At 40.5% G+C, this 13,490-nt stretch carries 8 protein-coding genes; 7 read left to right on the forward strand and 1 reads right to left on the reverse strand.

Annotation, left to right across the window (positions count from 1 at the left end; all coding sequences use genetic code 11):
- Positions 1–4: 4 nt before the first annotated feature.
- The 4 genes from PQG66_RS04540 (at position 5) to PQG66_RS04555 (ending at position 5,346) form a co-directional block, all read left to right on the forward strand.
- Positions 5–1,699 (forward strand): M3 family oligoendopeptidase, encoded by a 1,695-nt coding sequence (locus PQG66_RS04540; protein ID WP_272035571.1) that lies wholly within the window; start codon positions 5–7, stop codon positions 1,697–1,699.
- A 249-nt stretch (positions 1,700–1,948) separates the two neighbouring features.
- Positions 1,949–3,100 (forward strand): iron-containing alcohol dehydrogenase, encoded by a 1,152-nt coding sequence (locus PQG66_RS04545; protein ID WP_272035573.1) that lies wholly within the window; start codon positions 1,949–1,951, stop codon positions 3,098–3,100.
- Positions 3,101–3,383: 283 nt separating this feature from the next.
- Positions 3,384–4,322, forward strand: coding sequence for a tyrosine-type recombinase/integrase (locus PQG66_RS04550; protein ID WP_272035580.1), 939 nt, complete (start codon positions 3,384–3,386; stop codon positions 4,320–4,322).
- Between the two features lie 43 nt (positions 4,323–4,365).
- Positions 4,366–5,346, forward strand: coding sequence for an ATP-binding protein (locus PQG66_RS04555; RefSeq protein ID WP_272035582.1), 981 nt, complete (start codon positions 4,366–4,368; stop codon positions 5,344–5,346).
- Here the strand turns inward: PQG66_RS04555 and PQG66_RS04560 are convergent.
- Positions 5,321–7,621 (reverse strand): tetratricopeptide repeat protein, encoded by a 2,301-nt coding sequence (locus PQG66_RS04560; RefSeq protein WP_272035584.1) that lies wholly within the window; start codon positions 7,619–7,621, stop codon positions 5,321–5,323. The genes PQG66_RS04555 and PQG66_RS04560 overlap by 26 nt on opposite strands.
- 744 nt (positions 7,622–8,365) lie before the next feature.
- Between PQG66_RS04560 and PQG66_RS04565 the strand changes: the two genes are divergently transcribed.
- The 3 genes from PQG66_RS04565 (at position 8,366) to PQG66_RS04575 (ending at position 13,453) form a co-directional block, all read left to right on the forward strand.
- Positions 8,366–9,529, forward strand: coding sequence for a glucose-1-phosphate adenylyltransferase (locus PQG66_RS04565; protein ID WP_272036469.1), 1,164 nt, complete (start codon positions 8,366–8,368; stop codon positions 9,527–9,529).
- 55 nt (positions 9,530–9,584) lie between these two features.
- Positions 9,585–10,688, forward strand: coding sequence for a glucose-1-phosphate adenylyltransferase subunit GlgD (gene glgD / locus PQG66_RS04570; RefSeq protein ID WP_272035586.1), 1,104 nt, complete (start codon positions 9,585–9,587; stop codon positions 10,686–10,688).
- A gap of 332 nt (positions 10,689–11,020) precedes the next feature.
- Positions 11,021–13,453, forward strand: a complete 2,433-nt coding sequence (locus PQG66_RS04575) for a glycogen/starch/alpha-glucan phosphorylase (RefSeq protein ID WP_272035588.1) — start codon at positions 11,021–11,023, stop codon at positions 13,451–13,453.
- Positions 13,454–13,490: the final 37 nt, after the last annotated feature.

Raw genomic sequence — 13,490 nt, forward strand, 5'->3', positions numbered from 1 at the left:
ATAAATGAAATTTAGTGAATATTCGTATACACGTCCCGATCTGGAACACATTAAAACCTCTTTCGGTAAACTGCTGAAGGGGTTTGAGGCAGCGGCTACTGTAGAAGAGCAAAGTGATTTTATGGACAAGATCAATGCCCTGCGTAGTGATTTCGAAACACAGGCACAGCTGGTCTATATTCGTCACTCTATTGATACCAATGATGAGTTTTACAAGGCAGAAAACGAGTTTCTGGATGAGAGTCAGCCCGTGGTTCAGGAGTATATTACCGATTATTACCGTGCGCTCGTGAATTCGAAGTTCCGTGCTGAATTGGAGCAGAAGTGGGGGACTCAATTATTCCTGCTTGCGGAGCAGGCTTTGAAAACATTCAGTCCGGAGATCATCGAAGATCTCCAGAAGGAGAATAAACTCTCCACGGAATACAATCAGCTGATTGCTTCTGCTAAAATTCCGTTCGAAGGGGAAGAGCGCACATTGCCACAGCTTCATCCGTTCGAACTGTCTACTGATCGTTCTATGCGTGAACGTGCTTCTGAAGCTCGCTATACGTTCATGGCAGAGAATGAAGCGGAATTCGACCGTATTTACGATGAACTGGTGAAGGTACGTGCACAGATTGCGAAGAAGCTGGGTTATCCTAGCTATGTGGAACTTGGTTATGACCGTATGAATCGTACAGATTATAATGCGGAGATGGTAGCGAATTTTCGTGCGCAAGTACGCGATTACATCGTACCTGTTGCGACCAAGCTCAGAGAGCGTCAGCGTAGCCGGATTGATGTCGATACGCTCTATTTTTATGATCAGGGCTTTAGCTTCAAGACAGGCAACCCAACACCAAAAGGTGATCCAGACTGGATCGTAGAGAATGGTAAACGGATGTATGCGGAGCTTTCTCCCGAAACAGACGAGTTCTTCCAGATGATGACGGAGAATGAATTAATGGATCTGGTTAGCAAAAAAGGTAAACAGGGCGGCGGATATTGTACGTTCCTGAACGATTACAAAGTGCCGTTTATTTTCTCCAACTTCAACGGTACGTCAGGTGACATCGATGTGTTGACTCATGAAGCAGGACATGCGTTCCAGGTTTATGAGAGTCGTAACTTTGCGGTGCCGGAATATAACTGGCCGACTTTTGAATCCGCAGAGATTCATTCGATGAGTATGGAATTCTTCACTTGGCCGTGGATGGAGCTGTTCTTCAAAGAAGATACGGATAAGTACAAGTTCGATCATCTGTCCTCAGCGTTGTTGTTTATTCCATATGGGGTGGCTGTAGATGAGTTCCAGCACTTTGTTTATGCGAACCCGGAGGCGACACCGACAGAACGCAAACAGGCTTGGCGCAACATTGAGAAAATCTATCTGCCGCATATCAACTACAAAGATAACACGTACTTGGAGCAAGGTGGATTCTGGCATAAACAAGGTCATATCTTCTCTTCACCTTTCTATTATATCGACTATACGCTGGCTCAAATCTGTGCCTTCCAGTTCTGGAAACGCAGTAATGAAGATATGAAGTCGGCATGGGCTGATTATTTGACACTTTGCAGAGCTGGCGGCAGCTTGTCCTTCACGGGATTGGTCGAACTTGCAGGATTGAAGTCACCATTCGAAGACGGCTGTGTATCCTCTGTCATTGGTGAGATTGAAGCATGGCTTGATGGTGTAGACGATAAGGCATTGTAATAAGTATTGTCATAAACAAAGACGACTTAGACCCTTTCGGGTATCTAGGTCGTCTTTTTTGGAGTGGAGAACGATTAGAACACGTAACCTTAGTAAGCTAAGCTTTGACAATGAAAAATGAGAATCGTCTACAAGGTACTATAGGTCTGTGTAACAATTAATGAGTAATTGTGATTTATTTCACTATAGCTGGAAACGGATTCAGTTACAATAAAAGTAGTAAATGATGGTTACAGGAGGCTGGTTCAGATGGCAACGCATGCATATGTTGTCCCACCCGTGAATTTAATGGGTATAGGGTGTTTGCAGGATGCAGCTCCAATGATTAAACAAATGGGTATACGTAAAGCGCTGGTCGTTACGGATCAGGCACTGGTTACGTCTGGTGTCGCTGAACGTGTACTGTCTACGCTGCGAAAAGCAGGGGTAGACTATGTCGTATATGATGAGGTACAGCCCAATCCAACATGTCAGCAAGTACATGAAGGGTTACAAGAATTCCAGAACCATGGCTGTGACGCCATTATATCGATAGGGGGAGGTTCACCGCAGGATGCCGCAAAAGCGATTGGGATCGTTGCTGCGAATGGTGGACACATCCGTGAATATGAAGGATTGCATCAATCGAAGACCAAATCGGTCCCGCTTGTCGCTGTGAATACAACAGCTGGCACATCAAGCGAGGTGACCATGAACTATGTCATAACAGATGAGGAGCGAAAAGTGAAAATGGTAATGGTCGATCGAAACTGTATGGTAGATCTGTCGGTAAATGACCCCGAGCTCATGCTGAGTAAACCTGCGAGCCTGACTGCAGCTACAGGTATGGATGCCTTAACTCATGCAGTTGAAGCGATGGTTACACCTGGTGGTTTTACGGTGACCAGTGCGACGGCGGCAGCGGCCGTCAAATTGATCTTTGAATATTTGCCGCGAGCGGTGAAGGATGGAACAGATCTGGAAGCCAGGGAATATATGACCTATGCATGTTTCCTGGGTGGCATTGCGTTTAATAATGCAGGTCTTGGATATGTTCATGCGATGGCACATCAACTTGGCGGGGTGTATGACTTGCCACATGGCGTGTGCAATGCGATGCTGCTGCCTTATGTCGAAGAGATGAATGCGAAGCATGTGCCGGACAAATTCCGTCATATCGCCAAGGCCATCGGTATGGATGTGAAGAAGCACACGGACGAGGAATGTGCGGAATATGTGATCACTTCGATTCGTAATCTCGCCAAAGAAATAGGTATACCTGAAAAGCTGTCCCAACTGGGCGTAGAGGACCCGGATGTGGAACTGCTTGCAAGCAATGCGATGAAAGATGCGTGTGCACCAGGCAATCCGTATCAGCCATCCAAGGAAGAGGTCATGGACCTTTTTCGGAAAATTATTTAAGACTGGATCAATTTTAAAAGATAAGTGAAGATATTTACTCCGATATAGACTATAAAGAAATAAATCATTTTACAAATGAAGTCGTTTGAAGTCGTTGAGATAATCAGCGGCTTTTTTGGCTTGAACAATTGCTGGATCGTAGAGTTGATGAGCGAGTACGCATGTGTCAAGCAACGTTGTTTTTAATCAAGTGTGCCTGAAGACATCTTCACAAATAAGACCTAATGCGTAATAATGTAGGTCGGACTATTGGCAGCATATGACATGCACATCAGGAGGCATCATGAAACTCAGCACAATCGATCTAAACCATTTTTTGAGGCAGTATCAAATTTATTTGAGTGTAGAACGTAACTTGTCCCATAAATCCATCAAAGCTTATTTGTCTGATTTAAATAGACTTGTAACATGGCTTGATTCTCAAGAAATAAACGAAGTAACTAAAGGTAATTTGCGTAAATACCTTGAACAACTAACGAGTGAACAGACACTTAAAGACTCTACAATTAAGAGGAAATACATATGCTTTAAAGCATTCTTTAACTATCTTGTGCAGAACGGAGATATTCAGGAATCACCTATCGATGGTTATGGGAAGAAGTTCAAAACGGCAAAGCGTATTCCAAAAACACTTTCCGTCAATGAGATCGAGAAGTTGTTGAATGCTCCGCAGGAGCATATGAAACAATTAAACACGATTTTTCGAAAGAGAATAAACCTGCGAAATGCCGCTATTATTGAATTGTTATATGTAATCGGAATCCGGATTGGTGAATTGGTTAGTATAGACCTTGAGCATATCGATCTTGAAGAGAGAACGGTGCTTATCTTTGGAAAAGGACGCAAGGAGAGACTGTTGTATATTTCGAGTGAAGAGGTTATTCAAAAGATTAAGAGTTGGCTTGAAGCTCGTGAACACTTTAATCCTCAGAGTGATGCTCTTTTTTTAAATAAGTATGGTCGAAGACTCTCCATATATTCCATTGAGGACATATATTCAAAATTCAGAGACATGTCTAAAGTGACTAAAAATTCAACGCCACATTATCTTCGCCATAGTTTTGCTACACATCTTTTGAATAACGGTGCAGACCTCCGTTCTGTACAGGAGATTCTTGGACATACCAATGTAAGTACGACACAAATATATACTGAAGTATCTGTAGAAAGGAAGAAAGATGTTCTATCGAGATTTAATCCACGAAACAATTTAAAAGTGTAGGGGAAAACCTCCAAATAACTATAAATTATTTGGAGGTTTTGTAGTGATTGATTACAATATAGTTCTTATTACAGATGAAAAAAAAGAATATAATTCTGCCAACTTGTCTAGGAAAGATCTTGAAGGAAATAATGCTTCTTCAACTGAAAGTATAATCGAATCTTTGAATAAAATTTGCAAAAAAGTTATTCATTACACTGATCTAGAAGAATTCACAACTAATATTAAACTACATAGGGATGATATTATATTTCCTATGAGATTTGGAGAGAATTCTCCCAATTCTAAATGCCTCTTACCGGCTATCTGTGAAGCTAACAACTTAAAATACGTAGGAGGAGATGTTTTCACACATTCATTGTGCAATGATAAACATCTATCAAAATTGTATGCACAAGAGTTTGAGATATCTGTGCCCAAAGGCTTTTTAGTTCGAAATCCTAATGATAAAATTCTTGATTACCTTCCCACTTTAAGTACTCCCCTTGTAATAAAACCAAATTATGGTGGTGGATCGACTGGTATTTCAAATAATAATGTGGTCTATTCATATAAAGAGGCAGAAGATTTAATAAATAAACTTTTTGTATTCCATAATATTCCTATTTTGGTTGAAGAGTATGTTGAGGGATACGAAGTTGAATACTCAATTTTCGGAAACAAAAACAATATCATTCTTTCAGGAGAAGCTCAGCTAGAAATAGATGGTAAAACATTTTTTAATAAAGAAATTTGGGGCTATGAAACTAAGAAAATTGATGATTCTTCTGTTGATTTTCTGACTAGTAATTTGATACCCATTAATGTAAGAAAAAAAATGATTAAACTATTTCAGTCTTTCGAGAAAATAGAATTTATGCGCGTTGATGGACGTATTAGGAATGATGAGTTCTATCTTATCGAATTATCTCCAGATTGTTTTTTGGGCAAAGATTGTGCTTTCTATCATGTTTTTTCCCAAAATAACCTCTCTTTTGAGGAAATGTTCGAGGCACTAATCATAAATGCTGCAAATTTCTGCTAACTTCAATATTCCAATATCCTAAAAAATCAAGACGATATACCGTATTTGGAGTTATATAAGGGTTCAAATTCTCAATTTTAACATTTTGCAATTCACTTATTTTTTTAAAATATATAAGATGATGGGAGTGATTTGTCTCCCGATAATAAAAAAATAAGTTTGAATATACAATGTGTAAGAACTCTTCATATTTGTAGTTTTCAAAATCTGATTCTTCAATCTCTCTGCAAAGTTCTTGAGCAATTGCGTAATCCTCGGTAACTGTGTAGAAAATCATAAGGTTACATTTAACTATTATTTTTTCATAAGAATTGGAAGTTAGAAGTAATGAATCTTTTAAATACTTTAGAACTGTTTCCGAGAAAGTTCCGGACAGCATCTCTATTACTGCATAATTATTAAATAGCATATTTTCTTTTATTTGTCCTTCGCTCAGTTTTACTGCCTTTTCAAGATCTTTTTTAGCAGTATCTAGTTCCCCTAGATATGAATGGCACATTGCTATAGATATATATATCTGCGCTTGAAGATCTTTTCTATTAAAGGATTCGAAAATCTCTATACATTTTTGATATAAGTTTAAGCTTTCTTTAGAATCAACAAGTTCAGCATAATTTCGTAAAAGAAATGCAAATTCCATATATCTACTATAACTTTCTACTGAGAGCATTTTTTGAGCGAAAACCTTAGAATCATGTAAACTTTCTGCCTCCATCATAGAAGAAAGTAACATTAGTTCCATTGTTAAGCGACATTGACTTTCAGAAGCTTCATTTTCAATCAATTTCTGAACTTCAAGCTTAGTCTCAGAATCATAATTATTCATTAGCTTCAAGCCAACATTGTAAACTCTATGGAGAGGATTAGCAGGATTATAAATGGTTTTTAATGAATCTTCAGCAAATTGTCCTAATTCCATTTGATATGAAACTTCAAGCAAAGCTAGTGAAATTTCATTACTAATCTTTATGTTTGGATTTTTTTTATCCAATAGTTTATCACGTAAGTACACTAATTTAGATAATATTCTTTGGGGATATTTTTGCTCTAATATCATTTTTTTGATATCGTTCAAAATACCAATAATAGATTCATCATGGAATTTGAGATACAACATAAATAACTTTTCAATTGCTACATTTTTATCAGGCATCTCATCTCTTAATTTATTGTAATAGTTTGTCAGGAGCCGATAGGCAGCAGCTAACGTAGGATTATGACTCTGTCTTTCCAATTCTAAAATAATTGAATCATGGGAAATTTCAATATTATTTGTTATTAAAGAGATTATGTACTTCTCCTCTAATTTTTTCAAAGTTTCAGTTACCTTTTGGTGAGTGTAAAGTAAAAATGGATACTGATCACTTGTTAAAAGTTGTACGAGAAGAGTTGAGTCAATACTACCTTCATTGAGATAGATAATATTGACGATGTATCTCTCACTGCTATTTAATTTTTCAAGTGAATATTGAATAGGACTATTTCGACTTGGTATGTCTGATGTTAATAGCTTCATCCTTTGTAAATTGCCATGTCCGTTATCATATATCTCCCTCACTTTTTCCAAATCAGAAATTAAGGCTGTTGGAGGAATTAATTTTTTTGCTTCGCTGAAATCCATTTTTTTTATTTCATAACATTCAAAAGAAGTAGTTTTGTCTAAATCTAATTGTTCCATAAATCGAACCACAGAAGTCGAAACATCTTCAAGATCTTCAATCTCGTTAGTATATTCAAAGATTAATCTTAAATTCGATACTTTCTTAAGGATGTCCGAAAGTATTTCAATTGATTGAGTATCTATGTTTTGTATATTCTCAATTGATATCAAGAAAGTTTGTGTATTAAACACGTGAATTAAATAATCTTTCTTTCTAGTAATACTTAGATCTTCAGAAAACTCGTAAAGCTTATTCTCATTTTCGATACCAACTTTATTCCTTATAAAATTATAAATGAATAAAGCTATACCTTTAAGATTTTTTAAAGCGTGGCCTTCTGGTGTAGGAATTATTTCATTTTTAGCTAATTCCGATATTTCTTTATACAGCCTATTAATATAATATAAATTCTCAATTGTATCTGGTGAACTTCTACTTACTTTTACTCTCAAGGATAAATGATCTTTAAATTCTTCACTAAATAATTTTTGAACGAGTCCGGTTTTTCCTACACCGCTCGGACTGTGTAACAAAACAATCTTGTTCCAACTTTTCTTATCTTCCATAATTTCAACTATATCTTTTGTTTCCTGTATTCTATTGTAAAAAGTCATATATCTCGCTCCAATCATTTTATATAAAGTTATCTCCAAATAATTTATAGTTATTAGTATGTAATTTCTAAATTGATTGCTAAATGAAAATTGAACTTATTTTCATACTCTCCCTTCTCATTCGACACGTTTCTATATATTCCTCTAAAAATTTACAAATTGACTGGCTTTTTCTGATTCCTAAGACCTGTTTTGTTAGTTTCATAGGAGAAAAGATTAGGTCTCCAATTTCTTTTCCATATTATTACCAAAAGGATTTTAATTCCACTTATCGAATACATTAAAATAACAGCGGCAGTTGCAGGTGCATTCACTATTCTAAATATGGATGCTCTAATTTTTTTACAAAGCCGCGGTTATCGCAAGATTCCCCGAACGAATTCCTGTTTAATGGGTACTAGATGTTTTTTTAGCCCATCTGTTCGATCGTCTTCAACCCAAGTAAAGTCATATCTACAAACCAACACGCTCTAAACCATCTGCACTCATCAACATACCGTCAACATTACCCGCACATCAAAAGAACCAAAGCACTTCGACATAAGCATGTTCCAAGTTTTGATCAGCAGCAACATTCAGTTATTGCAACGCCAAGACGTCTAGTTACATCTGAATGATGTCTTGTTTCGTTACACATCTGTACAGCATGCTCCTAATCAAGACAGCCTTGTGTTCACAACAACATATCGATTATGGGCTCTGAAATTGAATTCAGAAGGAATGCACGTGGAGGAGGCTGTAATGATGGCAAAAAAAGAGGTTGTCGCGATGTTGCTCGCCGGAGGGCAGGGCAAAAGGTTGAAAGGGTTGACGAAATCACTGGCAAAACCTGCAGTTTATTTTGGGGGAACGTATCGTATTATTGATTTTCCACTAAGTAATTGTTCGAATTCAGGCATCGACACAGTCGGGGTTTTGACGCAGTATGAACCGCTTGTTCTGCATTCGTACATCGGTATTGGCAGTGATTGGGATCTGGACCGCAAAAATGGTGGGGTCTATGTGCTTCCTCCACATGAACGTGAAGGCGGCAGTAACTGGTACCGTGGCACAGCGGATGCGATCTACCGTAACATGAATTTCATAGAACAATTCGATCCCGAACATGTGCTGATTCTATCCGGTGATCATATTTATAAGATGGACTATAGTCAGATGCTTCAGTATCACAAAGAAAAAAGTGCCGACTGCACCATATCTGTGATTGATGTACCTCTAGATGAAGCAAGTCGCTTTGGTATCCTGAACACACATGAGGATTACAGCATCTATGAATTTGAGGAAAAACCTTCTCAACCCAAAAGTACACTTGCTTCCATGGGCATCTATCTCTTCAAATGGGACGTACTGAAACGCTTCCTGATCCAGGATGAACAACTGTCATCCACCTCCTACGATTTTGGTAAGGACATCATTCCGTTGCTACTCGAACATGAAAAATCATTATTTGCCTACCCGTTCCAAGGGTACTGGAAAGACGTTGGAACCATTCGCAGCCTGTGGGAATCCAATATGGATCTGCTGGATGAAGAAACGTCCCTTAACTTGAATGACCCCAAATGGCGTATTTCCACACGTAACCCTAATCAGCCAGCTCAATATATATCTCCTCTGGCAAAGGTTCGGAACTGCATTATTAGTGAGGGTAGTATTGTGCATGGAGAGGTGAATCACTCCGTTCTGTTCTATGGAACCGAAGTGGGTGAAAGCAGTGTGGTGATGGATTCTGTCGTAATGCCGAGGGTTAGAATTGGTCGTCATGTATCTATTCGCAATGCCATTATTTCGGAAGGTCTGGTGATCCCGGATGGTGTTCGAATCGCACCTGCACCGGGGGATGAGAGCGATATTTTGCTCGTAGATCAGGACGAACTGGAACGCCAGTTGAAACAGGGGATAACCAATTAATTCAGTGGTGTCATTGTATGGGTTCACAATATGGTCGAATAGGACGGTGCGCGCGATGAAATCATTAATTGGAGTAATTAACCTTGACCATGAACTTGAGGAATTGAAGGAGCTTACGTACTTTCGCTGCGGCGCGGCAGTGCCTTATGCAGGACGTTATCGTCTGATTGATTTTGTTCTCTCCAATATGATGAATGCGGGGATTGAAAGCATTGGTGTCTTTGTACGGCGCAAATACCGTTCGCTAATGGATCATCTGGGTGACGGGAAGCCGTGGGATCTGGATCGCAGACATGGCGGCATGTTTATTCTTCCACCAGATTGGAATGATCCAACGGATACTTCACAGGGGGACTTACAACATTTTCACAATAACCTCGATTTCTTCCATAGGGGCGCTGGACAATACATCGTGCATGCAGGCAGTCGCCATGTGACCAAAGCCGATCTTCAAGATGTTTATCGCCATCACATTCGTACAGGGGCGGACGTAACCCTCGTATGCAAAAGAGTGGACCAGTTACTGCCTGAGCACGATAGTTGCATCAAAGTCGATCATGACGAAGAAGGCAATGTTGTGGACATTCACCAATGTGCTGACCACACGAATATATATACGGAGATTTTCATAATGGAAAAAGAACTGTTCCTCAAACAGGTGCAGCGCTGTATCGAATATGGTGAAACTCATTTCTTCCGTGACGCGATTATGAAAAATCCGAGCAAATTAAAGATTATGGCTTATGCGTATGAAGGGTATCATGCCGTGATCAACTCTATTGACAGCTACTACCGAAACAGCATGAATCTGCTGAATTCAAAACAGTATGAGGAGTTGTTCAAAGAAGATCCTGTGCAGACCAAGATCAAATACGAAGCACCCGCCAAATACCTGGAGTCTGCTGATGTCAAACACTCTTTGCTAGCCAATGGCTGCATTGTAGCCGGCGAAGTTCAGGATAGCATCCTGTTTCGGGGCGTGCATGTTGCGAAGGGTGCGAAGATTAAGGGTTCGATCATTATGCAGAAGTGTTACATTGGGGAAGGCACTGTGCTGGAGAATGTCATTCTGGATAAAGATGTGAAGCTAACCGGTGGACAGACGTTAATTGGTGCTCCATCGAATCCGTATATTTTGGCAAAGAGTACGATTATTTAAAATAAAGCTTATCCGATATGTTTTATAACTATATAAAATAAAATCCTGCGGTTTTGTTTTCAGGTTGGTGTCTTAGGAAACGCATGAAGGGCCACTGTCTAAGTTGCTATGTTGATGCAAACGCAAAGGGTACGAAATCAATTCTGAAGAAGCGAAGCGTTCGCCTTTGTCTCTCCATTTCAACCTTGCAAAAGGTAAATCTGGAAATGGAAGAGACAACAGCGATCGAAAGAATGATTCGTAACCGGAACGGTCACATTGCAGGATGGCCTGAGTAACTAAAATTAAAAAACCGCCCTAAACCCGCAGGATTTCACCGGGAGGACCTACTTTTGTTTGACAACAAAGAAACGTTCAAATCGATCTTTCAACGCAATCTCGTAAGCAAACTGGGCAAACCAATTGAAGAAGTTACGCAGGAAGACGTGTACCACGTGCTTGGCAGCATGATCCGAGAATATGCGGGTCAAGACTGGGCAGCCTCGAATCAAGGATTTAAGCAGCGCCAAGACAAACAGGTGTACTACTTCTCACTGGAGTTTTTGATTGGACGTCTGCTCGGTAACAATTTGCTAAACGTGAATGAACTGGAACTGGTTCGTGATAGCTTGGCGGAGCTTGGATTTTCGCTAGAGTGTATTGAGGAACAGGAGCCGGACGCAGGTCTGGGCAATGGAGGACTGGGAAGGTTGGCTGCTTGTTTTCTAGACTCACTAGCCTCGCTGGGGTATGCAGGACATGGTTGTGGCATTCGTTACAAATATGGTTTGTTTGAGCAAAAGATTATCCATGGAAACCAGGTAGAACTGCCAGATAATTGGCTGGATAAGGGCAATGAGTGGGAAGTCCGCCGCCCGGACAAAAAGGTAGAGGTTCAGTTCTGGGGCCGGGTCGAGGCCTATGAGCAGGATGGGCATTATCATTTCGTGACGAAGGATGCTGAATCAGTTGTTGCTGTACCTTATGACGTGCCTGTTATCGGTTATGGTCAACCCCATGTTAATACGTTAAGACTGTGGAGTGCAGAGCCGAAACGCGAAACATCGATGGGTACTCCTTCGAACTATTATGGATATCTGGATTACAGTCGTTCTGTGGAATCGATCTCGGAGTTCTTATATCCGGATGATTCCCAGTACGAGGGCAAGCTGCTCCGCTTGAAACAGCAATACTTTATGTGCTCGGCGGGTGTACAAAGTGCCTTGCGTACATTCCACAAGCTGGGCCTGCCTTATGATCGTCTACCGGACAAAGTAGCTTTTCATATCAATGACACCCATCCAACGTTGGTTATTCCCGAACTGATGCGAATTCTGATAGATGATAAGGGTTATGGGTGGGATGAAGCATGGGACATTACAACACGAACGGTCTCGTATACGAATCACACCACATTGAGCGAAGCTTTGGAAAAATGGCCGGTATCCATGATCAGCAAGCTGTTGCCACGGATCTATATGATTATTGAGGAGATTAATAAACGCTTCTGCGGTATGCTGCTAGATCGGTATCCAGGGGATACGAATCGCATTGAGCACATGGCCATTGTTGCTGACGATCAGGTTCGCATGGCTCACCTCGCCATCGTAGGCAGTCACAGCGTTAACGGTGTAGCCGCGTTGCATACTGAAATTCTAAAAGAACGCGAGATGGAGCCATTTTACACGCTGTATCCCGAACGGTTTAACAACAAAACCAATGGCATTACACATCGTCGTTGGTTGATGCATGCGAACCCGAAGCTGTCGACTCTCATTACCGAAACTATCGGTAATGGATGGATTACTGAGCCGAGCAGACTGGAACAGCTTGCAGATTATGCTCATCAATCCTCGTTTCAAGAGCAATTCGGTGCAATCAAGCGAGAAAACAAAAATCGTTTGGCGTCTTACATTCTGGATCATACGGGTACAATGGTTGACCCGGATTCCGTGTTTGATGTACAGGTGAAAAGGCTGCATGGGTACAAGAGACAGCTACTCAACATTTTGCATGTGATGCATCTGTATAACAGGTTGAGAAGTGATCCTTCATATGATATGGTGCCGCGAACGTTCATCTTTGGAGCCAAAGCCGCACCGAGTTACTATTTTGCGAAGAAAATTATTAAACTGATTACTACAGTCGCAGATACTGTGAACCGCGATAAAGCGGTGAATGATCGATTAAAGGTGTTTTTCCTGGAGAACTATTCGGTATCTCTGGCTGAGAAGATTATCCCGGCAGCTGATGTGAGTGAACAGATCTCCACTGCAGGAAAAGAAGCGTCCGGTACAGGGAATATGAAATTCATGATGAATGGTGCACTGACTATAGGTACGATGGACGGTGCTAACGTGGAGATGGCGGAGCAGGTCGGTGAGGAGAATATGTTTATCTTTGGCCTTCGTGCAAACGAAGTGTTGGAGTATTATCGTAACGGCAGTTACAGACCTAATGAAATCGTCGATCAGGATGAGCGTATCCGTGAAGTGGTGGGGCAGTTAGTACATCCAGGAGTATTTTGTTGTCGAGATGGGGAGTTCTGGGATATATATGATTCGCTGATTGCTCACGGAGACGAATATTTTGTATTACGGGACTTTGCGGCTTATGCTGATGCCCATGCAGCGATCGATCAAGCGTATCGAGATCCTTCCGGCTGGACTCGCAAGGCTGTGCTCAACACAGCACATTCAGGCATATTCTCGAGTGACCGTACGATAAGTGAGTATGCAGCCGACATATGGGGGATTCATCCTGTGTCTGGACACTGGAACGGTTAGCATATAAAAGAAGCAAGTGGAAAAGTAGTTCATAGAG

The sequence above is a fragment of the Paenibacillus sp. JJ-100 genome, assembly GCF_948329825.1.
Lineage (GTDB): Bacteria > Bacillota > Bacilli > Paenibacillales > Paenibacillaceae > Paenibacillus.

Excerpts from the sequence above, each read along its gene's own strand:
- PQG66_RS04540 (WP_272035571.1), top strand. The coding sequence starts at position 5 with ATGAAATTTAGTGAATATTCGTATACACGTCCCGATCTGGAACACATT.
- PQG66_RS04545 (WP_272035573.1), top strand. The coding sequence starts at position 1,949 with ATGGCAACGCATGCATATGTTGTCCCACCCGTGAATTTAATGGGTATA.
- PQG66_RS04550 (WP_272035580.1), top strand. The coding sequence starts at position 3,384 with ATGAAACTCAGCACAATCGATCTAAACCATTTTTTGAGGCAGTATCAA.
- PQG66_RS04560 (WP_272035584.1), bottom strand. The coding sequence starts at position 7,621 with ATGACTTTTTACAATAGAATACAGGAAACAAAAGATATAGTTGAAATT.
- PQG66_RS04565 (WP_272036469.1), top strand. The coding sequence starts at position 8,366 with ATGGCAAAAAAAGAGGTTGTCGCGATGTTGCTCGCCGGAGGGCAGGGC.
- glgD (WP_272035586.1), top strand. The coding sequence starts at position 9,585 with ATGAAATCATTAATTGGAGTAATTAACCTTGACCATGAACTTGAGGAA.